Here is a 26,752-nt window from a genome sequence, read left to right as displayed (position 1 = left end):
GGAAGGCGTGCCGGATGGAGCCGAACGCTGTCAGCAGCGGCGTCCGCGGCGACCTGCGCGGGGCATGGCGGTTCGCGCGGGCGGCCGCGCGGCGCGACACGTGGGCGCGCGAGACGGCGCTGCAGGCGCTCAAGGCCGCGGTCACGGCCGTGCTCGCGTGGTTCATCGCCTCGCAGGTGCTCGCGCTGCCGCAGCCGTACCTCGCGCCGTGGGCGGCGCTCATCGTGGTCAGGCCGACCGTGCACTGGTCGGCGCTCACCGGCCTGCGTCAGATGGCCGCGGTCGCCATGGGGGTTGCCGTAGCGGTTGCGGCCGTCGCCGTCACGCCCGGCAGGGAGCTGGCGCTCGCGGTCTGCGTGCCGGTCGCGCTGCTGCTGAGCCACTGGCCGCGCCTGGACGACCAGGGCCTCTACGTGCCGTTCACGGCGCTCTTCATGGTCGCTGTAGACAATGTGGACGAACCTTACGTGCTGGCGCGCCTGGTGGAGACCGCGCTCGGGGCCGGCGTCGGGATCGGACTGAACCTGCTGCTCGTGCCCCCGGGCCGGGTGCGCGCGGTCGGCACCCGCCTCCACCGCGACGCCGCCGCGACCGCCGGCCTCCTGCGGGAGGTCGCCGCCGCGCTCCGCTCGGGCCGCGACCGCACCGAGGACGGCGACTGGTCGGCGCGCGCGAAGGCGCTCGAGACGCGCGGAGCCGACACTGCGGCGGCCCTCGACCGGGCCCGCAACAGCCTCCGGCTCAATCCGCAGTCCACCGCCGACGAGTACGCCGTCCTCGACCGCTGCCAGGCCGCGCTCGAACACCACCAGCGGGTCGGCAACGCCGCCAAGACCCTCGCCGACCTTCTCGACGGCAGGACCCGCCGCGCGATGCACGAAACCGCACTCGACCCGGCCTACCGGCGGGCCTGCGCGGCAGCGCTCGAAACCGCCGCTGACGCCCACGAGCGGCAGGTCGCGCACCTGCTCCAGCATCCCTGCGACGACGCGTCCCCGGCCCCCGCCGACGCCTCGCCACTGGAGGCGCTGGAGGCCCGGGCGCACGACGGGGAGGCCGGACCCGCGGTGAGCGAGCTCCGGGCGACCGTCCTCGCCGCCGTGCGCCGCCTCTTCCACGAACTCGCGGCCTGACCTGCGGCGGGCCTTACCTCCCGAGCGGCGGCGCCGGCTCGCCCGGGACCGGCTGATTCGGGTCAGGGTCGGTCGGCTCCGGGTAGGGCGGCGTCGGGCTGGGATCGTTCGGGTCCGGATACGGCTGGATCGGATCGGGCCGCGTCGGCCCGTCCGGCACCGGATCGCCCGGGACGGGCTCCTGCCGCTCGCCGCTCTCGTTCGCGCGCCATTCGGTCATGGCTCCCCCTTCGCTAGGACCCGTGGGGGTACCCGACCGGGGAGCGCCCACGCATGCGCGGCGCTGCGCTCCGCCCGCGCCAGCCGAGGCGGCCGCGTGTCGCCGCGAGCAGGACGACGGCCAGGACCGTGAAGGCCGCGAGCTGCACGACCTCGTAGCGGAGGCTGTTGTCGACACCGGGGAAGAGGACGGGCAGCAGCGTCACGTTGAAGAACGTGTGCGCGACGATCGCGATCGGGCCGCTGCCCTCGGTGCGGTTGTACAACCACGTGAACAGGTAGGCGATGGCGACCGTGAAGCCGAGGAACACCAGGTACGGGACGATCGTGGCGGAGAGGTCGCGCCCGGCGTGGTTGTAGCCCTCGATCAGGAACAGCGGCAGGTGCCACAGCCCCCACATCACGCCGAGGACGAACGTGCCCAGCGCGGGACCGAACCGCTCCTGCAGGCGGGGGGTGGCGAAGTTGCGCCAACCGGGCTCCTCGCCCAGCGGGCCGCCGACGATGAGGACGATGACGAAGCCGACCGTCCACTCGGGCACCGCGGCAGGCTCCAGCCGGAAGGCCGCCAGCGCGCCCGGCAGGGGCAGCACGCACAACATGAGGAACGCGGGCAGGCCGAGCGCGACGAGGGCGTACCAGCGGGCGCCGACCCGCCAGTGGACGAGGTCGCGCAGCAGCGCCCGGGTGCCGGCGCGGCCGTCGGCGGCCGCGGTGACGACGAAGGCCGCCAGGAACGGCCCGATGAACGGCGCGGCGAACATCCACGGCACCAGCGGGAGCCGCAGCACGAGGATGCACACGATCTCGTACGCGAACGACGGCGCGAACGAGAGGACGAAGAAGCTCAGCAGGGGCCGGGCCGCGATCAGGCGGGCGAGCGGGCCGCGGCGCGGCGGGGACAGGGTCGGGTTCATCTCGATCTCCTTGGGGAACAGCGGAACCCGTCCAGACTGCGTTTCCGGAGGCCCCGTCGTGCATCCGTCATCGGAGGGATCGCGCGGACGGAAGATCCGTCTTTCGGCAGAGGTCGCGGGTCGCCGCCGCTGGGTACGGTTCCCGGCATGGTCAACAGGTCAGCAATGCGCCGCGCGCTCGGCGCCGGCGTCTCGGCCGCCGCGGTGGTCGGCGGCGCCGTCGCCGTCGCGTCGGCGCCATGGACCGCGGTGCTCCCCGCGGTCGCCGCGACGGTCCTCCTCGCCGCCCCCGGCGCGCAAGCGAGCCGGTACCGGCGCACCGGCGTCGCCGCCGGTGCGGCCGCGGCGGTCTCGCTGCTGTGCACCGCCCTGCACCGCGGCCCCGTCTCAGGGACGGCCGGTGCCTGGGTGCTGCTCGAACTCGCCGCGCTCGCCGCCTTGGCGGTGCTCGCCGTGCGGCACGCGCCCGCCTGGCCTGCGACCGGTGCCGCCGTGCTGGTCACGGCCGCGCTCGCAGTGCAGCCGCTGCGGATGCTGCGCGACACCGACGCGACCTGGACCGAGCACGTCTTCTTCACCGCCGCTGGGACTTTCACAGCCCTGGCCACGATCGGGGCCGGCGCGGCCTGGCGGTTCGCGGTCCGGCGGCGGGAGCGGACGCGCGCCGAGACGCGGCGGAACGAGCGGCTGGCCCTGGCCGGGGACCTGCACGACCTGGTCGCGCACGACGTCACCGGGATCGTGCTCGAAGCGCAGGCGACGCGCGCCGAAGGCGACCCCGCGCAGGCCCCCGAAGCGCTCGAACGCATCGAACGCGCCGGCCTCGAAGCCCTCGCCGCGATGGACCGGACCGTCGGCATGCTCAGGGGCGAGACGCCCGACACCCGCACCTACGGCGTCGCCGACGTCCCCGAACTCGTCGACCGGTTCGCCGCCACCGCAAGGACTCCGGTCCGCTTCGACTTCGACCCGGACCTGGCCGACCGGGTCCCGCGCGAAGCCGCCGACGCGGTGTACCGGCTGGTCGCCGAGGCGCTGACGAACGTGCGCAGGCACGCCCCGCACGCCGGCGCGATCGAGGTCGCCCTCACCGCCGATCCGGCGGCGCTGGCGGTCCGCGTCGCCGATGCCGGTGCCCGCGAAGGCGTCCGGCACCGGCTCCCGCGCCTGAAGGGCCACGGCGGCACCGGCCTGGTCGCCCTCGCCGCCCGGTTCGAAGCGCTCGGCGGCGAACTGCGGGCAGGACCCCACAGTGGAGGGTGGCTCGTCGAGGCGACGCTGCCGCTGGCGCGGGAGGCCGTGTGACGATCCGGGTGCTCATCGCCGACGACCAGGACACGGTCCGGCGCGGCCTGCGCCGCCTCATCGACGCCCAGCCCGATATGGGCGTCGTCGCCGAGGCCGCCGACGGCGTCCAGGCGCTCGCTCTCGCCCGCTCCGTGCGCCCCGACGTGGCCCTGGTGGACATCCGGATGCCCCGCCTCGACGGACTCGACGTGACGCGGCTGCTGGCCGCCGACACCGGGCCGGCGCCGGTGCGGGTCGTGGTCGTCACGACCTTCGACCACGACGAGTACGTCCACGCCGCCTTGGAGGCCGGCGCGTGCGGGTTCATCCTCAAGCGCTCGGGCCCGGCGCTCCTCGCCGAGGCCGTCCGGGCCGCCGTGGCGGGCGAGTCCCTGATCAGCCCCGCGGTGACGGTCCGCCTGCTCAAGCACCTCGCCCCGCGCAGCAGCAAAGGCGCAGAGGCGAACCCGCTCACGCCGCGGGAGACCGAGCTGGCCCGGCTCGTCTCGCGCGGGCTCTCGAACGCCGACATCGCCGCCGAGCTGTTCATCTCGGTCGGCACGGTGAAGACCCATGTGGCGAGCATCCAGGCCAAGCTCGGCACCGCGAACCGGGTCGGGATCGCGGCCTGGTGCTGGCGCACCGGCCGCGCCGACCCCTAGCGGCCTAGTCGTACTCGTTGAACCGCAAGGTGTTCCCGAACGGGTCGACGAGCGTCATCTCCCGGGCGCCCCACGGCACGTCCTCGACACCCGGGTTCAGGTACGGGTAGTCCTTGGCCGCGAGTTCCCGGCGGAACGCGTCCAGCCCGGTCAGCGGCACGAAGACGGCGGCCCCCGGGCTGCCGTCGCCGTGGTGCTCGCTCAGGTGGAGCACGGTCCGGCCGCGTTCGACCTGCAGGTACAGCGGCATGCCCGGCTCGAACCGGTGCTCCCAGGCGACCCGGAAGCCGAGGTAGTCGAGGTAGAACTCGCGGGCCTTCGCCTCGGAGAAGATCCGCAGGATCGGCACGGGCGAACCGAGGGCCGCCCCGCCGGGGCGGGCCGGTTCGGCGGCGAGCTTGGCGGCCAGGGTGTTCCAGTCGTCGAACCCGAACTGGCGGGCCACGATCTCGAGGCTGCGGCTGTGGGTGAGCCCGGTCGGCCCGTGCCGCTCCAGCTCGGCGCGCAGGGTCTTGGCCATGGTCTTGGCGTCGCGGAAATCGCGCATGAGGTCGTCCTTCTCGCAGCGAAGGTCATGTCCAGTGCCTGCGTTGCCGTCATGTTCGCCGCTGGGAAGGAGGGGAGGCCGAACGGATCGCGATGCGTTCACCGTCCCCCGGAGGGTGCAGGCGGCCGGCCGCATCAGCCGCGGCCAGCATAGCGACCGCGGTCGGTCCCGGTCAACCGCCGCCGGCGTCACCCGCCCAAGACGTCCTGGGCGGCCGCGATCACCCCGCGCAGGTCGTCCTGGTACGCGTACAGCTCCTCGTCCATCGTGAGGAACAGGTCGAGGTGGACCCGGTGGTAGGCCGCCTCGGCGGCCTCGCGGTAGCCGGTGGTCTCGGCGCAGTCGATGAAGCCCAGGGCCATGTCGATCTCGTACGCCTGCTGCGATTCGAGGTCGGACGGCAGGTCGTCGGGCGGCTCGGGCACCGAGCCGGGTTCGACCACGAGGCCGTCCTGGACGGTGATGATCTCGCTGTCGGGGTAGTAGATCTGGTTGAAGTACGCCGCGACCGGGAGGCCCCCGGTCCGGTCGAACTCCCAGTCGCCCCAGCCGCCCGCGGCCACGCACTCGAGGAACGCCGCCTCCGGTTCGATCACCGCCTCGCGGTAGGCCTCGCGCAGCGCCTCCCAGTCCGCGGCCTCCTGCGGCGAGCGCGGCCCCCAGGTCCAGACGGTGCCCACGGCCCCGCCCGTAGCGGGTACGGCTTCGGCCTCGCCGTGGACCGCCTCGACCATCTCGAGGAGGCAGCCGCCGGGCGCGACGGCCTCCTGCAGCTCGGGGTCGATCACGATCGCACCGTCGTCGCCGCCTTCGGTCGAGTCGTCGTCTGCCATTGCGCCACTGGAGAACGCGCCGATCGACGCGGCGTACTCCTCGCCGCCGAAGGCCGCGTACCAGGCGCGCTTCTCCTCCAAAGCGAGGTCGTCGAACGCGGTGTTGTCGAGGTCGAGCCACGGCTGGTCCGCGCCGGTGGCCTCGTTGAACGCATCGCCGGCGCCGCTCGCCCAGCCCTCGCCGGAGTAGGCCCACTGCCCGTAGCCCCACTCGGCGGCGGCCTCGGGATCGGGCAGGAAGGACGCGAACGGGTAGTCCTCGACCAGCGCCTCTTGCTCGGCCACATGCCAGCGGGTCGCCAGTTCCACCTGGTCGTGGACGGGGAAGCCCTGCTCTTCGAGGCAGTCTTCGACGAGGCGGCGCTCGGACTCGGCGAGTTCGGCTTCGAGCCGCCGATTCTCGTTGACGACCTCGAGGAGCTGGGACTCATCGTCGATGGAGGCGCGCCGATCCTCCTCGGGGCCGGTGCAGGCGGCGGCCGCGACCAGGGCGAGGACGAGGACCGGGAGTCGGACGAAGGGTGTCGACAAGGGGTGCTCCGTTCGGTTGCCGTTGCCCTGCAAGGGTACGGCGCGGCACGGTTCGGTACGGGCCGCGCTCCCACGGTCGCACGCTTTGGGATTGACAACCGTGACGGGTTCACTACGCTGAGGGCACGCTTCCCGAATCGAGGTGCCCCCATGAGCGACAGCGATCTTCCCGAGACGGTCTGGGCCGTCCACGACCAAGTGGTCACCGCGGACAGCGAGGGCTTCAGTCAGCACTACACGATCGGCCTCGCCGAGGTCCGCGACCCGGGGGACGAGGCGTTCCTCCGCGGTCCGGACCGGCTGCGGATACTCCAGGGCATGGTGTTCCCCGACTCGCGGCTGAAGGAGTGGGGCTGGGAGCCGGTGGGCGACTGGACGACGATCATCACCAAGACCCGCCCGCCGGTCGAGACCCGGTTCTTCGGGGTGATCATGCCGTACCGGGACGTCGTCCAGGTGCGGCGGATCGCGGAGGCCGGCGAGGCTGCGGGCGGCTCAGAAGCCGGGAGCGGCTGACCGCGCCCCGCCGGAACTCGGCCGCTAGCGGTACCAGCCGTAGAAGCAGTTGGTGGGCCCGCCGGCGTAATAGGCGTACGTGGTCCGCCAGGTGTTGTACGGCGAGTTGCCGGCGTTGATGTTGTTCATGCCCGGCTTGGCGCAGAAGTGGTCGTCGTCGCCGAAGACGTGCTCGACGGTCAGCATGACGTTGGTGTCGCCGCAGTGGTTGTAGTCCTGCGTGCCGTCGCCCTGCCAGCCGCAGGGCGCGGCGGACGCCGGGGCGGCCAGCGCCAGGCTGCCGGCCGTCGCCAGGGCGGCGGCGGCGAGCATGGTCGCGGCGGTCCGGTCGAACCTCATCGAGTTTCCCCCTTGCATCAATGTGGATGGTCGCGAGCAGGCTAGCACTGGGCGAATCAGGACGAGTAAGCACCAATGGGGCGGAATGACAGGCGGCCCGCCTGGCCCCGACCTGCGACGAGATGGCGCAGGGCTCGAACGCGAACGAGAGCGCATGGCCCGGTCGATCGAAGAGCTCAAAGCCGCGCACGCCATGCTCGAGTCCATCATCCGCGCCGACGAACCGGTTGCGGCGCAAGCGGACTGAAAAGCGGTGGTCCGCCCGGGCCGCAGCCGCTACCGTGTGCGGGGATCCTGAGGAGGCACCATGCGGACGCCAGAGCGGTTGCGCGCGATGCGAGCGGCGACCTCGACCGCGGCCGGGCTCGGCCTCGCCGCCGACGACGCGGTCGTCCTGCACGATTCGAACAAGCTCGCGCTGCGGCTGCTGCCCGGCGACGTCTTCGCCCGGGTCGCGCCCGCCTCCTACGGCGACGCGGCCTTCGAACTCGACATCGCCCGGCGCCTCGCCGAGGCCGGCTGCCCGGTGGCGGCGCCGGATCCGCGCGTGCCCCCGCGCGTCTACGCGCGGGACGACTTCGACATCACCTTCTGGCAGTACTACGAACCCGTGGGACCCCAGACGATGCCGCCCGACGAGTACGCAGCGGCGCTCGCGCGGCTCCACGCCGGCATGCGCGAGGTCGACGTCCCGACACCGCACTTCACCGACCGGGTCGAAGAGGCCCAGCGGCTCGTCGCCGACCCCGAGCAGTCGCCCGAACTGGGAGCCGCCGACCGCCGGTTCCTTTCGGACACCCTGCGGGACATGCGGGACGCCGTCACCGGGCGCGGCGCCGACCAGCTCCTGCACGGCGAGCCGCACCCGGGCAACCTCATCGCCGCCGCGGGCGGCCCGCGGTTCATCGACTTCGAGACCTGCTGCCGAGGACCGGTCGAGTTCGACCTCGCCCACGCCCCCGACGCGGTCGGCGACCACTACCCCGGGGCCGACCGGGAGCTGCTGCGCCGCTGCCGCCTGCTCATGCTCGCGATGATCACGGCCTGGCGGTGGGACCGCACCGACGAGTTCCCCGACGGCCGCCGCCTCGGCATCGAATGGCTCGACCAGATCCGCGCCGCGAGGGCACGCGACTAGGCGGGACCGGTTGCGGTGCAAGGCTGTCCGGCACGGCGAAAGAGGGACGCGGACCGGCCTTATAGGACGATGGCCTCCAGTTCGGCCAGCGAGCCGATACGGTGGCTCGCCCCCGAGAAGTCCTGGCCGCCGGTGAAGTCGTTGTGGACCACGGCGCAGTCGATGCCGGCCGCCACGGCCGAGCGCAAGCCCCGGGCCGAGTCCTCGACGACGAGGGCGTCCGCTTTCGCGGCGCCGAAGCGCTCCAAGGCGGTCAGATACGGCTCCGGGTGCGGCTTGGAGCGCTCGTAGTCGTCGCGGACGAGCACGAACGCCATGAAGTCCCTGATGCGGCGGTGCTCGTGGATGAGGTCGAAGTCCGCGCGCTTCGCCGTCGTCACGATCGCCATGCGCACGTGCTTCGACAGCGCCGCAAGGGCTTCCATGACGCCTTCGATCTCGATGGCCTCGGTCCGCAGGTACTCCTGGTAGTACCCGTCGCGGACGAGGCGCAGCCGGTCGACGGTCGCCTCGTCGACGCCCGCCGCCCTGGCCTGGGCCCAGATGCCGACGCCCCGGCCCATGTCGCGCAGGTACTGATCGCGGTCCGGGGCGAACCCGACCTCGGCCAGCGCGCGCTCCCCGGCCCGGAAGTACCACCCCTCGGTGTCCACCAGGACGCCGTCGTGGTCGAAGAGGACGAACTGCTTCACCTGCTGCCTCGCTTCCGTCGGCTTGCGCGGGAAGTCTAGCCGGGCGGCGGCCCGGCCGCCGCCGCTGCAAGGCCGAGTTCGCCACCGGCTCCGGCGCTACCGGGTTGACGGCGAGGAGAAGGGCGTGTTCACTCGCGAAAGGCCGAAGTCGGCGGGATGCGCGCTGCGCCGTCGCCGGACCGGCCTCGACGGGCGCAGGCCCGGCCGACCCGCTTAGGAGCACGCTTTGATCATCGACAGAGCCGAAGTCATCGTCACCAGCCCCGACCGGAACTTCGTCACCCTCAAGCTCACCACCGACGAAGGCCTTACGGGCCTGGGTGACGCGACCCTGAACGGCCGCGAACTCGCGGTCGTCGCCTATCTGAAGGACCATGTGGTGCCCCTGCTGCTGGGCCGGGACGCCCACCGCATCGAGGACACCTGGCAGTTCCTGTACCGGTCCGCGTACTGGCGGCGCGGCCCCGTCACCATGGCCGCGATCGCCGCGGTCGACATGGCGCTGTGGGACATCAAGGGCAAGGCCGCCGGGATGCCCGTCTACCAGCTGCTCGGCGGCGCCTCCCGCAACGGCCTCCTCGCGTACGGCCACGCCTCGGGCAAGGACAACGAGGCGCTGTTCGACTCCATCCGCTCCCACCAGGAGCAGGGCTACAAGGCGATCCGCGTCCAGACCGGCGTCCCGGGGCTGAAGTCCATCTACGGGATCGCCTCCAACGCCACTTATGAAGCGATGGAAGGCGTCCGGTACGACCACGAGCCCGCTCAGCGCGGCGCGCTGCCCAATGAGGAGGACTGGGACACCCGCTCCTACCTGCGGCACGTGCCCACCGTGTTCGAGGCGGTCAGGAACGAGTTCGGGCCCGAGCTGCCGCTGCTGCACGACGCCCACCACCGGCTCACCCCGATCCAGGCCGCGAAGCTCGGCAAGTCCCTGGAGCCGTACGACCTGTTCTGGCTCGAGGACGTCTCCCCGGCCGAGAACCAGGAGGCCCTGCGCCTGGTCCGTCAGCACACCACGACGCCGCTCGCGATCGGCGAGATCTTCAATACCGTCTGGGACTACCAGCAGATCATCCGCGAGCAGCTCATCGACTACGTGCGCTCGGCCGTGACCCACACCGGCGGCATCTCGCACCTGAAGAAGGTCCTCGACTACGCCTCGCAGTACCAGATCAAGTCGGGCATGCACGGCCCCACGGACATCTCGCCGGTCGGCATGGCGGCCGCGATGCACCTGGGCCTGAGCATCCACAACTTCGGCATCCAGGAGTACATGCAGCACGGTGCGAAGACCGACCGGGTCTTCCAGCAGTCCTTCACCTGGGAAGGCGGGTTCCTCCACCCCGGCGACCGGCCGGGCCTCGGCGTGGAGCTCGACACCGACGAGGCGGGGAAGTACCCGTACGTGCAGGCCTACCTGCCGTACAACCGCCTCGCCGACGGAACGGTCCACGACTGGTGAGCGGGAACGGGATCGCGGTGGTGGTCATGGGCGTGGCCGGCTCCGGGAAGACCACGGTCGCGAACCTCCTCGCCGAACGCCTCGGGGCCGACATGGTCGACGCCGACGACCTGCACCCCGCCGCGAACGTCGCGAAGATGGCCTCGGGCACGCCGCTCACCGACGAGGACCGCTGGCCCTGGCTCGAAGCGGTCGGCCGGGCCGTCCGCGAACGCCTCGCGGCCGGCCGGTCCGTCGTGGTCGCCTGCTCGGCGCTGCGCCGCGCCTACCGCGAGGCCATCGCCGCGAGTGCCGAAGCGCCCGTGCGGTTCGCGCACCTCGACGGCTCTCGCGAGCTCATCGCCGCGCGCATGGCCGCCCGCGCCGGGCACTTCATGCCCACCGGGCTCCTCGACTCGCAGTTCGCCGTCCTCGAACCGCTCGAGGCCGACGAACCGGGCTTCACCGTCGCCATAGACGGCACGCCCGAGCAGACCGCGGACGCCATCGCACTGCGCCTGCGCCGCAACGGCGCTCCTCCGACCGGCTCGTGACCCCGGCCAGTGGCGGCCGGCCGGCGCCGGCCGCGATTCAGTCGGCGAGGAGTTCGCGCGGCAGTGCCGCGGCCCACCAGGATTCGACTCGGTCCGGGCTCCACGAGCGGGTTTCGGTGAGATCGGTGTAGACGTCGATGCTGCACAGAGCCGCGTATACCTCGACCGATTCGGCCACATCGGTTCTGAGGGCGCCATGAGGCCAGGAGGCGAAGACTTCGGTGCGGAAGGCGTCGGCGCGGCCGCGCGCATCGCGGTAGACCGCGGCGAGTTCGGGCTCGGTGCGGCCGGCGTCGCGGACCATCGCGATGAGGTCGCCCGAGCGCTCGAACAGGCGGCGGTCGTACGCGGCCATCGCCGCGATCTGCGTCGGCGTCTCCCACGGCGTCGTTCGCACCCGCCCTGACCGGTGTTCGGCGACGGGCGCCATCGCGGATCGACGCCACTTCGCGGACGGGGAGTCGCGGCCCGGCTTGATTTCGGGTTGGATGCCTTCATGGGCATGCACTCCTTCCACCTCGCGCGGGTACCGCTCGGCCGGGCACTCGGGGCGCTGCTGCGCGCGCCCGCGGCGCCGGGGCTCGTCCATGTCGAAGTGCTCGCGGGGATGCAACTGGGCGCACCAGTGGTGTCCCCGCGGCGGATGCAGGTGCGCAACCTCGCGGTGTTCGCCGAATGGGACGACGAGGCAGCGCTCGAAGCGTTCCTCGCCGAACACCCGCTCGGACGGGCGCTCAGCAGCGGCTGGCATGTGCGGCTCGCCTACCTGCGCCGCTGGGGCGAGGTCCGCGAGCTCGCGCACCTCCCCGCCGAGACCGGCCGCACCGACCCCGCCGAACCGGTCGTCGCCGTCACCCTCGCCCGGGTGCGCCTCCCCGAACTGCCGCGGTTCATCCGCTGGGGGCGGCCCGTCGAACGCCAAGTGCGCGACCACCCCGAGACGACCCTCGCGCTCGCCGCCATGCGGCCGCCGCGGACCGTCTCCACGTTCTCGATCTGGACCAGCTCCCGCGCCATGACCGGCATGGTCTTCGGCCGCGACCGCGGCGACACCGCCCGCCGCCACCACGAGGCCATGGCCGAACGGGACCGGCGCGACTTCCACCGCGAGTTCACCACCCTGCGCTTCCGGCCCCTCTCCGAACACGGCTCGTGGCAAGGGAAGTCGCACTTCATCCCGCCCCGCCCGGACGCTCAGCCCCGGACCGGCGCGGACGCGCGACGCCGGTTCTTCACCTGATCGGCCGCCGCGATTCAACGAGATCTCATGTGCGGGCCCCACAGTCAGACGCATGCTCATACTCGCCATAGCCCTCGCCACCGCAGGAGCCTGCTGCCTCGCCCTCGCCGCCCGCCTGCAGCACGGCGCCGTCACCCGCTCCGCGACCGGCCCGGTTCTGCGGCTGCGGGCGCTCCGCACCGTCCTGCGCACGCCCGCCTGGTACGCCGGGACCGGCCTCGTCGTCGCCGGCTCCGGGCTCCACATCACCGCCCTCGCCCTCGCGCCCCTCGCCGTCGTGCAGCCGATCGGCATGATCGCCCTCGTCCTCACCGTCGTCTTCACCGGCACCGCGCTCACCCGCCCAGTGATCGCCGCGCTGGCGCTGAGCACCGCCGGCATCGCCGGACTGACGGTCCTCTCCGCCATGCCGATCTTCGGCTCGAGCGGCGACGCGCGCGTCACCGCGCCCGCGGCCGATCTCGCCGCCGCCCATTGGACGCTGCTCGCCGCAGTCGCGTTCGCGGCGGTCGCGCTCGCAGTCAAGGGCCGATGGCGGAGCCCGCTCCTCGCCGTCGCCGCCGCCGTCCTGTTCGGACTCACCTCCGCGCTCGTGCGCGCGGCGGCCGCCGTCCCGCTGCCGCCCGAACTCACCGCCGCCGTCATCGCCGAAGCCGCCGTCGCCGCGCTCGCCGGGGCCTGGCTCGTGCACCAGGCGTACGCCGCCGGACCGGCCGCCACCGTCGTCGGCGCCGTCACCATCGTCGACCCACTCGTCGCAGTCCTCATCGGCGCCTTCGCATTCGACGAGACCTCCGCCGGCACGCTCGCCGCCATGGCCGTGCCGGGCCTCGCCGCCGTCGCCGGGCTCGTCGTCCTCGCCCGCGCCCTCCCGCCCCGCCCTACTGACCCCGCGCCCGCCCGCCGCAAGCACGGCGGCGGCCCGCTGCGCATCGCCCTCACCGCGGACACCTACTGGCCCGACGTCAACGGCGCCGCCAACTTCGCCCACCGCCTCGCGACCGGCCTCGCCGCCCGCGGCCACGACGTCCACGTCGTCTGCCCCTCCACCAGCGGCAAGTCCCGCACCGTCACTGTCGGCGGCGTGACCATGCACCGCATCGGCGCCCTCCGGACGCCCTTCCACCCCGACTTCCGGTACTGCCCGCCCTGGCGCGCCGCCACCGCCGTACGCGCGCTGCTGCAACGAATCGACCCCGACGTCGTCCACACCCAGGCCCACTTCATCGTCGGCCGCGCCGCCGTGCGCGCCGCCACCGCCGCCGGCATCCCGGTCGTCGCCACCAACCACTTCATGCCCGAGAACCTCCTCGGCTTCGGCCCGCTGCCGCGCTGGACCCACCGGCACCTCGCCGACCTCGCCTGGCGCGACCTCGCCCGCGTCTACGGGGCGGCCACCGTCTGCACCACCCCGACCCCGCGCGCCGCCGAACTCCTCGAACGCAACGGCCTCGACCGGCCCGTCATGGCCATCTCATGCGGTATCGACCGCGCCCGGTACGCAGGACCGCAAGCCAACCCGGACGGCCGCCCGACCCTGCTCTTCGTCGGCCGCCTCGAAGCCGAGAAGAACGTCCACGAACTGCTCGAAGCCGCCGCGCTCCTCCCGCCTGACGTGCGCGTCGAGATCGTCGGCGACGGCAGCGTCCGCCCCCGCCTCGAGGCGCTGGCCGCCCGGCTCGGCCTCGCCGAGCGGGCGACCTTCCACGGCTTCCTCACCGATGACGAAGTCGTCGAGGCGTACCGGCGCGCCGACGTGTTCGTCATGCCCGGCACCGCCGAGCTCCAGAGCATCGCGACGATGGAGGCGATGGCCGCGGGCCTGCCGGTCGTGGCCGCCGACGCCATGGCGCTGCCGCACCTGGTCCGGCCGGCCCGCAACGGTTGGCTCTACCGGCCGGGCGACATCGCCGAACTCGCCCACCGCCTCAGGTCGATGCTCGCCGACGAGGCGGGCCTGGCCGCGATGGGCCGGGCGAGCCTGGAACTCATCGCCGTGCACGACCTCGAGTCCACACTGGTCGACTTCGAGCGCGTCTACCTCGACATCGCCGCGGTGCCGGAGGCGCCGGCCCCGCTCGCCCTCGCTCGCTGAGTCCCGTTGCGGCGCGGCCGATTCCAGGACGAGCGCCGCCGTCGGTGCGGACCTGTGCGGGGGCACGGGCCACAGTGCCGCGCCGATGGTCCGGTCGGCGTAGCGTGTGCGGGCGAGCGCAGTCCCGTCCCCTGAGAGGCCTTTCATGACCGAGCTGATCCTGTCGGTGTTCGGCATCGCCGTGAACACGGCCGCCGTCGCGTACGTGGCGACGAAGCTGCTCGACGTGCGGTACACGGTGTGGCGGCTGATCGTGGTGAGCGTGTGCGGCTACAGCGTCATGCAGTACGGGCTGCTCGCGGCCCTGATGGAGCCGTTCCGGTACCGGGAGCCCACCTCGGAGGAGATGCCGGGCGCGTTCGCCCTGTGGGGCCTGGTCTTCGTGACCGCGCCGGTGATCGCGATGATCATGCTGGTGGTGTGGGAGGCGGTGGTCCCGACCGGGGCGGTGCCGCCGGTCCGCACCTGGTTCAAGGGCCTGCGGACGCGGTCGCGGCGCACCCGCCGGTACGTGCAGATCCTCGGGATCGCGGCGCGGCACGGCCTCACCGGGCTGCTGCGCGGGCGCCGCCAGGCCGAGCAGGACGCGGAGATGGCGCGGGCGCTGCGCCGGGCGCTCGACGATGCCGGGGTGACGTTCGTGAAGCTCGGGCAGATCCTGTCCACGCGGCGCGATCTCCTTCCCGCCGTGTACATCGCGGAGCTCGCGAAGCTGCAGGACCAGGCCGCGCCGGTCCCGGGCGAGGGCATGGTACCGCTGGTCGAGGCGGCGGCGGGCGCGCCGATCGGCGAGGTGTTCGCGAGCTTCGATCTCGAACCCGTGGCGGCCGCGTCGATCGCGCAGGTCCACACCGCCGTCCTGCACGGCGGCGAGGCCGTCGTCGTGAAGGTGCGCCGCCCGGGTGCCGAGCAGGCGGTCGAACGCGACCTCGACATCATCCGCCGCCTCGCACGCAGCCTCGACCGCCACACCTCATGGGGCCGTTCGATGAACGTCCTCGGGCTCGCGGACGGCTTCGCCGAGGCCCTGCGGGAGGAGGTCGACTTCACCGTGGAGGCGCGGAACCTCGCGCAGGTCGCGGCCGCGCACGACCGCCGCAGCGCCGAGGTCCGGGTGCCCCGGCCGCACGCGGACCTCTCGGACGAGCAGGTGCTGGTGATGGAGCGGCTGCCGGGCGTCCCGCTCGGCTCGGCCTGCCTCGCCGACCGCGGCGTCGACGGCCGCGAACTCGCCGCGGCGCTGCTGCGCGAGATGTTCGACGAGATCATGGTCGACGGCATCTTCCACGCCGACCCGCACCCGGGGAACCTCATGCTCCTCGACGACGGCCGCGTCGGCCTCATCGACTACGGCTCGGTCGGGCGGCTCGACAGGGAGCTGCGGTCCTCGTTCGAGGCGATCCTGCAGGCGGTCGACCGGCAGGACGGCCCGGCACTCGCGGACGCCCTGATCAGCGTCTCGAGTCGGCCGGACGAGCTCGACCAGACCGGGTTCGAGCGCGCACTCGGCTCGTTCATGGCCCGCCACCTGGTGCCGGGAGCGAACCCGGGGCTGCGGATGTTCACCGAGCTGTTCCGCATCATCGCCAAGTACCGCATCGTGATCCCGCCCGAGCTCGCGGCCGTGTTCCGCAGCCTCGCCACGCTCGAGGGCTGCCTCACCGCGGTCGACCCGGGCTTCGACCTCATCGCCGAGGCCCGCGACATCGGCCAGCGCTACGCCGAGCGGCGGCTGCGTCCGGCGGCCGTGCAGGACCTGGTGGTCGAGGAGGTCCACGACCTGCTGCCGGTGCTGCGCAAGCTGCCGCGCCGGCTCGAGCGCCTGCTCGCCTCGGTCGAGGCGGGCCAGGTCTCGGTCAACTTCCGGCTCTTCGCGAAGGCGGAGGACCGGCGCACGGTGACCGCGTGGCTGCACCAGACGCTGCTGACGGTGCTGGCCGCCGCGGCGGGCCTGATGGCGGTGATGCTGCTGGGCAACGACAACGGCCCGGCGCTGACCGCGGAATTCACGCTGTACCAGTTCTTCGGGCTGTCGCTGCTGCTGATCGCCTCGGTGATGGCCCTGCGGGTGCTCGCGGACATCTTCACGAGGCGTTCGCGCCAGGACTGATCAGTCGCCGAGGCCGAGCGAGCGGGCGAGGTCGCGCAGCTCGGCCCGGTAGAGCCGGGCCGGATCCCTCGTCTGCGAACGCAAGTGGCCGTAGACCTCCAGTGCGACGAGCCCGTGCATTCGGCCCCAGACCCGCAGGGCGAGCGCGACCGCGGCGGGCGGCAGGCCGGGGAACTTCTCCTGCACGAGGTTGGCCAGACCGGGGTCGAAGTCGTCCCATGCGTACTCGTCGGCGTCCGCTCCGGGCGGCGGCCAGGCGGCGGCGACGAGACCGGTGAGCCCGGCGCAAGCCCGGGACGCGGCCTCGGGGGCGGCGCCGCCTTCGGGCACGCGGTAGCCGCGCACGGGGTCGCCGTAGACGAGCCGGAATCCGGCCGGGTGGTCGACCGCCCATGCCCGGAACGCCTCGCCCCACGCGCGCAGCCGCGCGGCGGGCGCCTCGGTCGGGTGCGCGTCGCGCGCGGCCTCGGCCCGGTCCACCAGCGCGGTGTACATATCGCTGGTCAGCGCGGTGATGAGGTCGTCGCGGGTGGCGTAGTAGCTGTACAGCGCCCCGGCGGTCATGCGCATCTCGCGGGCGATGGCCCGCAGGGAGATCGCGTCCGGTCCGCCTTCGGCCAAGAGCGCCAAGGCGACCCGCTTGATCTCGGCGGTGGTGTCGAGCCGGAGCTGCTGCCGCCGAGTCGGGGCCGCGGTGGGCGCAGTGGCCGGGGGAGTCGTGTCCGTCACGTTGACAGCATACCCCGTGCGGAAACTATGCTCCGTGTTGAAACTACGCGGCGTTCAATCTTTACTCGCCGTTGAATCTTGAGAACGGAGCACCCCATGCGGATCGGAGTCTTCGGCGCGACCGGCGGCATCGGCGGGCGGATCGTGGTGGAAGCGGTCGAGCGCGGCCACCAGGTCACGGCCTTCACGAGCAGCCCGGAGCGGGCCGGCGAGGAGAGCGCAGCGGTGACCTGGCGCGTCGCCGACGTCCTCGACCACGCGAGCATCGCGGCGGCCATCGGCGGCCTCGACGTGGTCGTGCAGGCCATCAACGCCGGGCGCGGTGTCCCGGACACCATCGCCAACGCCGACGTGTTCCCCAGGGCCGCGAAGGCAATGGTGAAAGCCCTCGAATCGCATCCGGACACCCGGCTCATCGTCATGGGCGGCGCCGGGAGCCTGGAGGTCGCGCCGGGCCTCATGGTCGTCGACGTGGAGGGGTTCGCCGAGGGCCTGCCCGACGCGCTCGGCGTCCCGGTGGAGTACGCGAACGCCGTCAGGGCCGGGGTCGACGCCCTGGCCGTGTACCGCACGTCGAACCGGAAGTGGACCTACATCAGCCCGTCCGCCGGGCTCATCCTCCCGGGCGAGCGCACCGGCCGGTTCCGCGTGGGCGGCGACCAACTGCTGGTGCGGGCGGACGGCACGAGCGACATCAGCCTCGAAGACTTGGCCATGGCCGCCGTCGACGAGGCCGAGACCGCCCGCCACGTGCAGCGCCGCTTCACGGTGGGCTACTGAGCGCGGCGCGGGCGGACCCCCGCCCGCGCACCGCTTCGCCGTCGCATGTGTCGTGCGCGGCGTCAACGGGTAGCCGACCGGCTCCAGGTGATGCGGTCCACGCACGCCGCGACCGAAGGAGGAAGACGTTGAGCACGATCACCGAATCAGTGGACGTCCATGTCCCGGTCTCCCGGGCCTACAACCAGTGGACGCAGTTCGAGACGTTCCCCCAGTTCATGGACGGGGTCGAGCAGGTCCGCCAGCTCGACGACACCCACACGCACTGGGTCACGAAGCTCGGCGGGGCCACCCGCGAGTTCGACGCGACCATCACCGAGCAGCGCCCGGACGAGCGGGTCGCGTGGCGGTCGATCAACGGGCCGACCCACGCCGGCGTGGTCACCTTCCACCGGCTCGACGACGACACGACGCGGGTGACCGCCCAGATGGACATCGATCCCGAGGGGTTCGCCGAGGAGACCGCCGACAAGCTCGGCTTCATCGACCGCCGGGTGAAGGGCGATATGCGCCGCTTCAAGGAGTTCATCGAGGAGCGCGGTGTGGAGACCGGCGGCTGGCGCGGCGACGTCGACCCGCCCGGCATGCCCTGACCTCGGCGCGCACATCACGGTCGCCCGGCCCCGCCGGGCGACCGCGCTCGTCCGGGGCGCGCCCGCCGAGCCCGCCATTGAAGCCACAGCCCGCCCTGCTTCAGCGGCGACCAGCGCTATGACTGCGGGGTGAAGAACTTCTACGTGCGGGCCTGTCTGACCAACGCCGCCAACGAAGACCACCACTGCGGCAGAAAGGAGCAAGGGGCCGGGCCTGAGGGCTTCGCCTCACGCCCGGTTCGAGGACCACCAGGTGGCCGGGGCGGCCGCGGCGAAGCCCAGCTTCTCGTATAGCGGCACGCCGAGCTTCGAGGCGGTGAGGGTGACCGGGACCTAGGCGAGGGGCGCGAGCGAGCCGAGCATGACGGCGCGGCCGATGCCCTTGGAGCGCGCGGCCTCGGTCGTGCCGACCCAGTAGTGGCTCGCGAAGCCGTTGGCCGCCACGGTGACACAGGCCCCGGCGACCTCGCCGCCGACGCGGGCGGTGAAGAGCGCGACGCCCGGTTCGTCCAAGAGCGCCTTGGGGAACAGCTCGCCGGGCCGGTAGGGCTCGAAGCGGCCCAGGCCGAAGCTCTCGATGACGGCCCGCTCCGCCCCGTGCAGGTCGGCGTCGTCCGCCACCGGCGCGACCGCGACCGCGGGGGCCTCGACCGGCGCGGGGAGCCGCAGCATCACCGGCATCTGCCACGAACCCATGCGCAGATGCCCGAGGTCCGTGGCGCTGAACGGGTCCTCCATGTCGACCGGTCCGGTCGCCGCGACGGCGAGGTCGGCGATCTCGGCCAGATCCTCGGAGGTGAGCTCCGGCTCCTGGATGAGGACCCGCAGGCCCGCCCGCTCGTCACCGGCGACGGCGAGGAAGCCGCGCCGCCGGATCACCTCGTGACCGCGCGAGCGGCCGGTCGCGGCCCAGAACGCGGCCGAGTTGCGGGCCTGGAGGCGCGGCGCGTTCGCGAGCGTCGCATCGAGCACGGGGAGCGGGATCGTCATGCCCGCAACGATTCCCTATCCGCCGCGGAACCGCCACCCGGGGCGCGACCAGCCGCGCCGCAAGACGCCCCTGCGGCGCAGCGGCCCGCGCTACCCGGGCACGACCAGCCGCAGGCGGTGGTCCGCCAGCCCGATCGTGATCTGCTGGCCCCACGTCACGGTCAGGTGGTCCGACTCGACCCCGTCCGCGAACACCACGAGCCGCTCGCTCTCGCACACCAGCCGCAGCTCCTCGCCCCGCTGCAGCATGCCCGCCGTCAACGTCGCGCCCGTCGCCGGCGACGGCCACGCCTCCCGCACGAACCACGACAGCGACGGCGACTCCGGCTCCGGCAGCGCCCCCTTCCAGCCCCGGTCGGCCGCGATCGACGCCGTCCAACCCGTCGCACCCGTGCCCGTGCCGACCAGCACCCCGGACGAGGACTGGCGCTCGCCCCACCCGTCCGCGCCGATCAACCGGTACCGCGCCGACTGGTGCGTGCCGTGGCCCGCGTACACCTCGTTGAGCCCGGCCAGCACCTGCCCGTCGTCGAGCCGCGCGGCCACCATCGTCAACGGCCGCACCGCCGCCGCCTGCGCCTCGACCGCCCGCAGCGCCGCGCCGACCTCGCCCGCGCCGAACCTGACCAGCACCCCGGGGTTGAGCCCCGGTTCCGGATCGACCCCCAGGACCGGCTGCCCCGCGAGGTACTTCGCGAGGTTCGCCACGAGCCCGTCCTGCCCGACCGCGACCACGATGTCCTCGGGCCCGAACAGGAACCGCGGCAGGTCGTCCCGGTCCACCCGGCCCCGCCGCCAGTCGGAGGGGACCGCCGCATCCACTGTGGTCAACGCGGCTTCCAGCGCCTCGTGCCGCGCCGCCACCTCGTCGAGGTCGCGGCCGCGCTGGCGCAGGAAGTGCTCGGCCGCCGCGCGGGTGCCGTGCCGGACGAGGAGCTCGTCCAGCTCGCTGCGGCGGCTCACGACCACCACGCGCGGCGCGAGCGTCGCGCTCATCGCGGACCCTCGGCCAGCCGCGAGAGCGTGCCGGTCAGCAGGTCGGGCGTGATCGTGATCTGCCCGATCTCCGGCAGCTGCCCCGCGAGTTCGCGCAGCGCCAGCGCCTGCAGGACCGAGGGCGGCAGGTCGCGGTAGGCGGCCAGGCGGGCGGCCTCCGACTCGGCCTCGGCCGCGCCCACGGCCCGCACCTTGTCCGCCTGCGCCGCCGCGAGCGTCCGTTCGCGCTCGGCTTCGCCTTGGGCCGCAGCGAGACTCGCGGCCGCCGTCAGCTCGGCCTGTCGCTGCGCGTTGGCGCCGCGCTGCTCGACGAGCTGCTGTTCGCGCCGGGCCAGCTCGATCTTGTTCTGCAGCTCGTTCTCGGCGATGGCCCGCTCCTGCTCGACGGCCTGGGCCCGCCGCGAGTACGTGGCCTTGTCCGCGTCCTGCTGCACCGCTTCGCGGGTCGGGGTCTGGAGCGAGCGCTCCAGTTCCGGTTCGGGCCGGACGGCGACGACACGGGCGCTGACGACGGCTACGCCGATGTCGGCCAGGCGGGCGTCCTCGGCGAGCGCGGCGGCCACGTCCTCGCGCAGTTGCGGGACGGCGCTGGTGAGCGCCTCGGCGAGGGGCAGGCGGGCGAGGAGGTCGATCGCGGGCTGCTGCGCGAGCTCGGTGAGCAGGGTGGCGACCTGGTCGAGCGGGCGGGCGCGCGCCTGTCCCTTGTAGGGGTCGACGGAGAAGTCGAGGCGGGTGGCGGCGAGCGCGGGGTCGGCGATCCGGTAGGTGACGGTGGCCTGCACGGTGACGTCGGCGAAGTCGGCGGTGCGGGCGTGGAACATGAGGGGCAGTTCGCGGTCGTCGACGGGCACTTCGGAGAGCACGGCGGCGAGCGGGCGGTACCAGAACGACTGGCTGGTGCCCTCGCGGGCGGTGCGGCCGCGCTTCTGGCACCGGACCCAGACGGTGGGGGTGCCGCGCAGGTGGCGCAGGAACAGCAGCTTGGTGACATCGGCCATGGGGAGGGCCTCCTTTTCTCGTCATTCTGACGATAATCGATGTGCTAGGTTATCGTCAAGGTGGTGATAATGAGTTATCCGGTGTTCGCCGTCACGGTCGACCTCGTGGTCCTCACCGTCCGCGATGGAGCGTTGCACGTCCTGCTGGTGCAGCGGGGCTGCGAGCCCTACCTCGGCCGGTGGGCGCTGCCCGGCGGTTTCGTGCACGCCGACGAGGACCTGACGACCGCGGCCCGCCGCGAACTGGGGGAGGAGACCGGGCTCGACGGCCCGGCCGGCCATCTCGAGCAGCTCGGCAGCTACGGCGACCCGGGCCGCGACCCGCGCGGCCGCGTCGTCACCGTGGCCTACCTGGCACTCCTGCCCGACCTGCCTTCGCCCACGGCGGGCACGGACGCGGCGGCCGCCGAATGGGCGCCGATCGGCCGGCGCGGCCTCGCGTTCGACCACGACCGCATCCTCGCCGACGGCGTCGAACGGGCCAGGTCCAAACTGGAGTACACGCCGCTCGCGACCGCGTTCTGCCCGCCCGAGTTCACCATCGGCGCGCTGCGCGGCGTCTACGAGGCGGTCTGGGGCGGGCCGATCGACCCGCGCAACTTCCACCGCAAGGCCACGACCACGCCGGGTTTCGTGGAGCCGACGGGACGCTCGACCGAGGGGGAGCCGGGCCGCCCCGCGCGCCTCTACCAGCGCGGCGAGGCGACCCGTCTCAATCCGCCGATGTCGCGGTAGCTACTCCATGCGCAGCTTCTCGACCATGCGCGGGTAGTCGCCGAACGCCTCCTCGACCTGCTGCGGGTCGAGGCCGTAGCGGGCGAGCTCGTACTCGTGCTGGCGCCCGATGCCGGGGCGGGCGAGCACGGAGTCGAGGGTGCGGGCGTCGGCGTCGGTCCACTCGGCGCCGAGGCGCTCGTAGAGCAGCGGCACCTTCTGGTGCGGCTCGGCCGCGAGCCACGGGTAGGGGACGTCGACGAACGCGGCGCGGGGCCAGTCGACGCGGGCCTTGCGGGCTCGCTCGATCGCGGTCGCCTGGATGCGCAGCCAGGTCGCGCCGATCGCGTGCAGGTCCGGGTTGCGCTCGTGCATGACCTGCGAGGACTCCACGAGCGAGCACAGGGAGCCGAGCACCGTGATCGGGTCGCGGTGCGTCCACACGATCTGGGCGTCGGGGAACACCTTCCGGATCTCGGGCAGATGGTCGAGGTGCATGGGGGACTTGAGGATCCACCGCTTGCGCTCGCGCCCGTACTGGAGCACCTGGAGGGCGAGCTTCAGGTACTCGTAGTCGGGCAGCGCGTCGTGCCGCTCGATCCACTGGTGGTACTTCGGCATGTGGACCCGCGCGAGGTGCTGGGTGCCGTGCGGCAGCAGGTAGTTGCACTCGTCGGGCTTCTGCGCGTTGAGCGGGTGGATGACCTGGAACGCCGGCGCCAGCCGCATGAAGGTGCCGACGAGTCGTTCGGTCTGTCGGATGCGGCGGCGCCGGGCCTCCTCGCCCCGGTCGATGTCGGTGAACATCCACTCCCACAGGGCCGGGCCGCGGTGGGCGGGGGACTTGGCGATGATGTTGTGCGCCAGCGTGGTCGCGGTGCGGGGGAGGCCCACGATGAACACGGGCCGCTCGATCGGCTCGGCCGCGATCTCGGGGCGCTCGGCGACGAGGCGCTCCACCCGTAGGCGGTTCTCGATGCGCAGGCGCAGGTCGCCCTGCACGCTCTGCCAGCCCATCGGGCTCAGGCGCGGGCTCGCGGCGAAGCACCGCGTCAGGTACCGCATGCCTTCGAGGAACCCGGGCACCGCGGCGCGGTCGCCGCCGGTGGCTCGCTCGGCCTTCGCGACGATGCCGTCGAAGATCTTGTCGGGGTCGCGGCGGCCGCCCATCGTGGGCTGCAGCAGCACGTTGAGGACGCTGGTGGTCATGGACTTGCGGCGCATAGGGGTTGCTTCCCGTCCGTAGGGGTCTGAACGGGCGCCATTCTCGCAGGGCCGCCGTGCCGTGTCCAGTGTCGAGCCGGGCTGCGGTACGTTCGCTCAGATGAGCACGACTTCCGTCGCCGAGGCGGCCCGCTGGTTCGCCGAGGCCGCCTCGATCACCGTCCTCACCGGCGCGGGCGTCTCCACGGACTCGGGCATCCCCGACTTCCGCGGCCCCCAAGGGGTCTGGACCAGGAACCCCGCCGCCGAGAAGCTGTTCACCATCGACAACTACCTCGCCGACCCCGAGGTCCGCCGCCAGGCCTGGGCCGCGCGCCGCACCAGTCCCCTCTGGACGGCGGAACCGAACGCCGCGCACCGCGCCCTCGCCGACTTCGAGCGCACCGGGCGGCTGCGCGCCCTCGTCACCCAGAACACCGACGGGCTCCACCAGGCCGCCGGGTCCGGTCGCGTCATCGAACTCCACGGCACCGCCCGCGAGGCCGCGTGCCTCGACTGCGGCGCTCGGATGCCGATGACCGAGGTGCTGCCGAGACTCGAAGCGGGCGAAGCGGATCCGCCCTGCCTCGAATGCGGCGGCATCCTCAAGTCCGCCACGATCTCCTTCGGCCAACAGCTCGACGGCGACGTCCTCGACGCGGCCGCCGAGGCCGCTCGCGACGCCGACCTGTTCGCCGCCATCGGCACCTCACTCGGCGTCTACCCCGCCGCGGGACTCTGCGATTACGCGGTGGCCCACGGCGCGCGCCTCGTCGTGGTCAACGCCGAGCCGACGCCCTACGACGATGTCGCGGACGCGGTGCTGCGCGAGCCGATCGGCGACGTGCTCCCGCGCCTCCTCGGCGTGTAGTCGTGGAGCTCAGAATGATGCGAACAGCCCGCGGATGTACGCGGCCTGGCCGGTGTGCTGCTGGTTGTCGTTGACGACGCTGACGAGGCGCACCCCGAGGGTGACGGCCGGGTCCCAGTTCGTGTCCACGATCCGGTCGAGGTCGGCGGGGGCGAGGGTCGCGACGTACGCGAGCGTGGCGCGGTGCACGGCGTCGTAATACCCCTGCAGGTCGGTCGCCTTGACGCCCTTGACCTCAGCCGCCTGCCCGCTGGTGTGCCCGTACCCGGTCGCGTCCGCCGCGAGCGGCAGCCCGAAGCGCTCGTGCCACCCTTCGGCGGTCCAGGTCTGCTCGCGCCCCGCCGCCTCCGCGACATGGTCGTCCTGCACCCGCGATGTGCCACACGAGCCACGCGATCGAGTTCGCCCCCGGACCGGGCCGCGCGTCCAGGTGCACCTGCGAGATGCCGTCGAGCACCGCGTGCACCTCCTCCTGCACCCGCGAGAACGCGTCCGCGAAAACGGCGCTGACTTCCATCGCGACTCCTGACCCTGTCATCCGACATCGATGTCCGCCCCCATCCTCGCATCAGCCCCGCCGGAGCACCGCGAACCCGGTGATCCACAACGCGAGCGCGGAACCGAACCCGGCCACCGCCCCGGCGGCCAGGACGCCGCCCGTACCGGCGGCGACGCCCGCAGCGCCCGCGAGGATCATCGCGTACCCCGTCCACCGGTACTTCGGCTCGTCGAACGCCGGCGCCAGCGGGATGAAGTGCGCGCCGACGATCGCCGCGATCGTGCCCGGCAGGAACGCCGTGAGGTCCAGGCCCCTCAGGGCGAGGATGGCGGCGACGATGAGCACGACCTCGAACCCGATCCAGATCCCGTACCGCCGCGCCCAGTCCTTCGGCAGTTCGCGGGGCCGTTCCCGCCGCGACGCGACGCGCGGCACCGCGGCGACGAGCCCCACGCTCACGGCGGCCGCGAGCGCGAGCCCGATCCAGTACGCGGCGCCGTCACCGAGCAGCCCGGCGCCGCCGATGAACCAGCCGAGTCCGAAGAACGCGCAGATCGTGACGCCGTTGCGGCGCATGTTGCGGCTCATGGTGTCAGGGGCGGTAAAGGTCTCCACAGTCCTATTGTGGCGGAACGAGACCGGTGCTCGCATCGAGGAGCGCCTTGAGTGCTCCGGCGAACTGGGTCGGGCGCTCGACCGGCCCGAGGTGGCCGCCGGGGAACTCGGTGAGCGGCAGGCCGAGCCGGGCGGCGAGGGCCGCCGCGGTCTGGAACGGCAGGTCCCGGCCGGAGTCGGCGCCCACCGCGAGCACGAGCTGTTCGGCATGCGTCGCAAGGGCGGTCAGGTCCGGATCGTATCCGGTGAACTGCACGAGCACGTGCTCCAGGAACAGCGGTTGCAGGTCGCCGAGGCGGCCGAAGAGCTCCAGCAGCTCCGGGGTCGGGGGTTCGGGCCGGGTTCCGGCGTACCCGTCGGGCCAGCCGCCGAAGCGCCGCAGCGCGGGGGCCGTGAACCTGATGTCGGTGTCGATCATCAACTCGGTCATCAGCTTCCCGGCGGCCTCCAAGTCTCCGACGCGCGCCGACTCCCGCACCTCGGCGAGGATCGACCGCAGCCGCGCCGCCTCCGGCAGCAGGTTCACGAGCGGCGGTTCGTGGACCACGGCGAGGCGCACCCGCTCGGGGTGGTGGGCGAGCAGATCGAGGGCGGTGATCGCGCCGGCGCTGAACCCGAGCACCACCGGCGGTTCGTCGAAGAGCGCGTCGATCACGGCGGCCGCGTCTGTCGCGTGGACCTTCGGAAGCTGGTCGCCCAGCGCGGTGCCGGGCCGCCGCGTCGAGGCGACGCGGGTGCTCATGACCGCGACGCCGTAGTCATCGGCGAGCCGGTCGGCGAGGCGTTCGAGGACGCCGCCGTGGCCCGAGCCGCCGGGGACGAGCAGCAGCGGCGGCCCTTCGCCGCGGCGGTAATAGTCCACTGTGGTTTCTACAAGGTCGAGGTGTGGCATGTGGTCGGCTCCTGTCAGCGCTGCGGCCAGTCGGTGAGGATGCGGTGGAGCGCGTCGACCGCGCGCCGCCATGACGCGTCCAGGGAGCGGTCGGCGGTGAACCCGCCGGTCGCCTCCAAGTCGCTGAACCCGTGGAAGGTGCTGCGCAGCAGCCGGACCGCGTCGGTGGCGTCCGGTTCGGGCAGGTCGTAGCCGCGCAGCAGCGCGTAGCAGGCCTCGATGATGCGGGCGACGCCCTGTGACGCCGCGAGCCGGTCCGGTGCGATCGGGTACCGGGTCGCGGCGTACCGGCCCGGATGGCCGGTCGCGAAGGCGCGGTACGCATCGGCGAACGCGGTGAGGGCCGCGTGCCCGGAGCGCCCGGCCACGGCCCGGCCCAGCACGTCGGCCCACTCGTCGTGCGCGAGCAGCGCCACGCCCTCCATGAGGTCCGAGAGCCCGCGCACGTGGGCGTACAGGCTCGCGTCGCGCACGCCGAACCGCTTGGCCAGCAACGCGAGCGTCAAGTGCTCGAACCCGATCTCGTCGGCGGCGTCCGCGGCGGCGGCGATCAACGCGTCACGGGTCAGTCCAACACGAGGCATGGCTTCCTAACCTTCCTAGGTTTCAACCTAA

At 73.0% G+C, this 26,752-nt stretch carries 29 protein-coding genes and 1 pseudogene; 14 read left to right on the top strand and 16 right to left on the bottom strand.

Going from position 1 to position 26,752, the window contains the following annotated elements; all coding sequences use genetic code 11:
* The first annotated feature begins 14 nt into the window (after positions 1-14).
* Positions 15-1,133, top strand: coding sequence for an FUSC family protein (locus J5V16_RS09120; RefSeq protein WP_208495793.1), 1,119 nt, complete (start codon positions 15-17; stop codon positions 1,131-1,133).
* Positions 1,134-1,146: 13 nt separating this feature from the next.
* Here J5V16_RS09120 and J5V16_RS09115 read toward each other — a convergent pair whose 3' ends face one another.
* Positions 1,147-1,353 carry a hypothetical protein gene (locus J5V16_RS09115; protein ID WP_208495792.1) on the bottom strand — a complete coding sequence of 69 codons (207 nt, stop codon included), beginning with the start codon at positions 1,351-1,353 and terminating at the stop codon, positions 1,147-1,149.
* 13 nt (positions 1,354-1,366) lie between these two features.
* Positions 1,367-2,269 carry a CPBP family intramembrane glutamic endopeptidase gene (locus J5V16_RS09110; protein WP_208495791.1) on the bottom strand — a complete coding sequence of 301 codons (903 nt, stop codon included), beginning with the start codon at positions 2,267-2,269 and terminating at the stop codon, positions 1,367-1,369.
* A 147-nt stretch (positions 2,270-2,416) separates the two neighbouring features.
* Between J5V16_RS09110 and J5V16_RS09105 the strand changes: the two genes are divergently transcribed.
* Both J5V16_RS09105 and J5V16_RS09100 read left to right on the top strand, forming a co-directional pair.
* A complete protein-coding gene (locus J5V16_RS09105) occupies positions 2,417-3,574 on the top strand; it encodes a sensor histidine kinase (RefSeq protein ID WP_208495790.1) in 1,158 nt (385 codons plus the stop codon).
* Positions 3,571-4,218, top strand: a complete 648-nt coding sequence (locus tag J5V16_RS09100; RefSeq protein WP_208495789.1) for a response regulator — start codon at positions 3,571-3,573, stop codon at positions 4,216-4,218. Before J5V16_RS09105 ends, J5V16_RS09100 begins: the two co-directional genes overlap by 4 nt.
* A gap of 4 nt (positions 4,219-4,222) precedes the next feature.
* On the opposite strand, the gene J5V16_RS09095 is transcribed toward J5V16_RS09100, so the two are convergent.
* Together J5V16_RS09095 and J5V16_RS09090 are read right to left on the bottom strand one after the other, a co-directional pair.
* Positions 4,223-4,765: a glyoxalase superfamily protein gene (locus J5V16_RS09095; protein WP_208495788.1), complete on the bottom strand. Its 543-nt coding sequence runs from the start codon at positions 4,763-4,765 to the stop codon at positions 4,223-4,225.
* A gap of 188 nt (positions 4,766-4,953) precedes the next feature.
* Positions 4,954-6,129 (bottom strand): hypothetical protein, encoded by a 1,176-nt coding sequence (locus J5V16_RS09090; RefSeq protein WP_208495787.1) that lies wholly within the window; start codon positions 6,127-6,129, stop codon positions 4,954-4,956.
* A gap of 150 nt (positions 6,130-6,279) precedes the next feature.
* Here J5V16_RS09090 and J5V16_RS09085 point away from each other — a divergent pair, with 150 nt between their 5' ends.
* Positions 6,280-6,645, top strand: coding sequence for a hypothetical protein (locus tag J5V16_RS09085; protein WP_208495786.1), 366 nt, complete (start codon positions 6,280-6,282; stop codon positions 6,643-6,645).
* Between the two features lie 24 nt (positions 6,646-6,669).
* Here J5V16_RS09085 and J5V16_RS09080 read toward each other — a convergent pair whose 3' ends face one another.
* A complete protein-coding gene (locus J5V16_RS09080) occupies positions 6,670-6,984 on the bottom strand; it encodes a DUF6355 family natural product biosynthesis protein (RefSeq protein ID WP_208495785.1) in 315 nt (104 codons plus the stop codon).
* A gap of 307 nt (positions 6,985-7,291) precedes the next feature.
* On the opposite strand from J5V16_RS09080, the gene J5V16_RS09075 reads away from it, so the two are divergent.
* Positions 7,292-8,122, top strand: a complete 831-nt coding sequence (locus J5V16_RS09075; RefSeq protein ID WP_208495784.1) for a phosphotransferase — start codon at positions 7,292-7,294, stop codon at positions 8,120-8,122.
* 59 nt (positions 8,123-8,181) lie between these two features.
* On the opposite strand, the gene J5V16_RS09070 is transcribed toward J5V16_RS09075, so the two are convergent.
* Positions 8,182-8,814 carry an HAD family hydrolase gene (locus J5V16_RS09070; RefSeq protein WP_208495783.1) on the bottom strand — a complete coding sequence of 211 codons (633 nt, stop codon included), beginning with the start codon at positions 8,812-8,814 and terminating at the stop codon, positions 8,182-8,184.
* 226 nt (positions 8,815-9,040) lie between these two features.
* On the opposite strand from J5V16_RS09070, the gene manD reads away from it, so the two are divergent.
* A complete protein-coding gene (gene manD, locus J5V16_RS09065; RefSeq protein ID WP_208495782.1) occupies positions 9,041-10,279 on the top strand; it encodes a D-mannonate dehydratase ManD in 1,239 nt (412 codons plus the stop codon).
* Positions 10,276-10,812 (top strand): gluconokinase, encoded by a 537-nt coding sequence (locus J5V16_RS09060; RefSeq protein ID WP_307792906.1) that lies wholly within the window; start codon positions 10,276-10,278, stop codon positions 10,810-10,812. Before manD ends, J5V16_RS09060 begins: the two co-directional genes overlap by 4 nt.
* 37 nt (positions 10,813-10,849) lie before the next feature.
* Here the strand turns inward: J5V16_RS09060 and J5V16_RS09055 are convergent, their stop codons facing one another.
* Entirely contained in the window at positions 10,850-11,320 is a 471-nt protein-coding gene (locus J5V16_RS09055; RefSeq protein WP_208495781.1) for a hypothetical protein, read from the bottom strand.
* Here J5V16_RS09055 and J5V16_RS09050 point away from each other — a divergent pair.
* The 3 genes from J5V16_RS09050 (at position 11,309) to J5V16_RS09040 (ending at position 16,257) form a co-directional block, all read left to right on the top strand.
* Positions 11,309-12,052: a hypothetical protein gene (locus tag J5V16_RS09050; RefSeq protein WP_208495780.1), complete on the top strand. Its 744-nt coding sequence runs from the start codon at positions 11,309-11,311 to the stop codon at positions 12,050-12,052. The two genes, J5V16_RS09055 and J5V16_RS09050, sit on opposite strands and share 12 nt — an antisense overlap.
* A 52-nt stretch (positions 12,053-12,104) precedes the next feature.
* The gene (locus tag J5V16_RS09045) at positions 12,105-14,147 is read left to right on the top strand and encodes a glycosyltransferase (protein WP_208495779.1); all 2,043 of its coding nucleotides are present in this window, start codon (positions 12,105-12,107) and stop codon (positions 14,145-14,147) included.
* Positions 14,148-14,292: 145 nt separating this feature from the next.
* Positions 14,293-16,257, top strand: a complete 1,965-nt coding sequence (locus tag J5V16_RS09040; protein ID WP_208495778.1) for an ABC1 kinase family protein — start codon at positions 14,293-14,295, stop codon at positions 16,255-16,257.
* Here the strand turns inward: J5V16_RS09040 and J5V16_RS09035 are convergent, their stop codons facing one another.
* Positions 16,258-16,986 (bottom strand): TetR/AcrR family transcriptional regulator, encoded by a 729-nt coding sequence (locus tag J5V16_RS09035; RefSeq protein ID WP_208495777.1) that lies wholly within the window; start codon positions 16,984-16,986, stop codon positions 16,258-16,260.
* A gap of 96 nt (positions 16,987-17,082) precedes the next feature.
* On the opposite strand from J5V16_RS09035, the gene J5V16_RS09030 reads away from it, so the two are divergent.
* Both J5V16_RS09030 and J5V16_RS09025 read left to right on the top strand, forming a co-directional pair.
* Entirely contained in the window at positions 17,083-17,766 is a 684-nt protein-coding gene (locus J5V16_RS09030) for an NAD(P)-dependent oxidoreductase (protein ID WP_208495776.1), read from the top strand.
* A 128-nt stretch (positions 17,767-17,894) separates the two neighbouring features.
* Positions 17,895-18,359 (top strand): SRPBCC family protein, encoded by a 465-nt coding sequence (locus J5V16_RS09025; RefSeq protein WP_208495775.1) that lies wholly within the window; start codon positions 17,895-17,897, stop codon positions 18,357-18,359.
* A 333-nt stretch (positions 18,360-18,692) separates the two neighbouring features.
* Here J5V16_RS09025 and J5V16_RS09020 read toward each other — a convergent pair whose 3' ends face one another.
* The 3 genes from J5V16_RS09020 to J5V16_RS09010 all read right to left on the bottom strand — a co-directional run bounded on the left by J5V16_RS09020 (position 18,693) and on the right by J5V16_RS09010 (position 21,343).
* Entirely contained in the window at positions 18,693-19,349 is a 657-nt protein-coding gene (locus J5V16_RS09020) for a GNAT family N-acetyltransferase (protein WP_208495774.1), read from the bottom strand.
* 90 nt (positions 19,350-19,439) lie between these two features.
* On the bottom strand, positions 19,440-20,345 hold the full coding sequence (locus tag J5V16_RS09015) for a hypothetical protein (protein WP_208495773.1): 906 nt from the start codon (positions 20,343-20,345) through the stop codon (positions 19,440-19,442).
* Positions 20,342-21,343 carry an SPFH domain-containing protein gene (locus J5V16_RS09010; RefSeq protein ID WP_208495772.1) on the bottom strand — a complete coding sequence of 334 codons (1,002 nt, stop codon included), beginning with the start codon at positions 21,341-21,343 and terminating at the stop codon, positions 20,342-20,344. Before J5V16_RS09010 ends, J5V16_RS09015 begins: the two co-directional genes overlap by 4 nt.
* Positions 21,344-21,412: 69 nt before the next feature.
* On the opposite strand from J5V16_RS09010, the gene J5V16_RS09005 reads away from it, so the two are divergent.
* Positions 21,413-22,078, top strand: a complete 666-nt coding sequence (locus J5V16_RS09005) for an NUDIX hydrolase (protein WP_208495771.1) — start codon at positions 21,413-21,415, stop codon at positions 22,076-22,078.
* Here J5V16_RS09005 and J5V16_RS09000 read toward each other — a convergent pair whose 3' ends face one another.
* Positions 22,079-23,281 (bottom strand): sulfotransferase family protein, encoded by a 1,203-nt coding sequence (locus J5V16_RS09000; RefSeq protein ID WP_208495770.1) that lies wholly within the window; start codon positions 23,279-23,281, stop codon positions 22,079-22,081. It abuts the gene before it with no gap.
* Positions 23,282-23,381: 100 nt separating this feature from the next.
* Here J5V16_RS09000 and J5V16_RS08995 point away from each other — a divergent pair, with 100 nt between their 5' ends.
* Complete coding sequence (locus tag J5V16_RS08995) at positions 23,382-24,131, top strand: SIR2 family NAD-dependent protein deacylase (RefSeq protein WP_208495769.1); 750 nt, start codon at positions 23,382-23,384, stop codon at positions 24,129-24,131.
* Between the two features lie 9 nt (positions 24,132-24,140).
* Here the strand turns inward: J5V16_RS08995 and J5V16_RS24325 are convergent.
* The 4 genes and pseudogenes from J5V16_RS24325 to J5V16_RS08975 form a co-directional block, all read right to left on the bottom strand.
* Positions 24,141-24,648, bottom strand: a pseudogene (locus tag J5V16_RS24325) (mycothiol transferase).
* 51 nt (positions 24,649-24,699) lie between these two features.
* Complete coding sequence (locus J5V16_RS08985; RefSeq protein ID WP_208495768.1) at positions 24,700-25,245, bottom strand: hypothetical protein; 546 nt, start codon at positions 25,243-25,245, stop codon at positions 24,700-24,702.
* A 4-nt stretch (positions 25,246-25,249) separates the two neighbouring features.
* Complete coding sequence (locus J5V16_RS08980) at positions 25,250-26,137, bottom strand: alpha/beta fold hydrolase (protein ID WP_208495767.1); 888 nt, start codon at positions 26,135-26,137, stop codon at positions 25,250-25,252.
* 14 nt (positions 26,138-26,151) lie between these two features.
* Positions 26,152-26,721, bottom strand: a complete 570-nt coding sequence (locus J5V16_RS08975) for a TetR/AcrR family transcriptional regulator (protein WP_208495766.1) — start codon at positions 26,719-26,721, stop codon at positions 26,152-26,154.
* Positions 26,722-26,752 lie beyond the last annotated feature (31 nt).

Source organism: Glycomyces niveus (assembly GCF_017592475.1).
Lineage (GTDB): Bacteria > Actinomycetota > Actinomycetes > Mycobacteriales > Micromonosporaceae > Glycomyces > Glycomyces niveus.
Note: the sequence above shows the minus strand (reverse complement) of the source record. Positions and strands in the feature narration are given on the sequence as shown.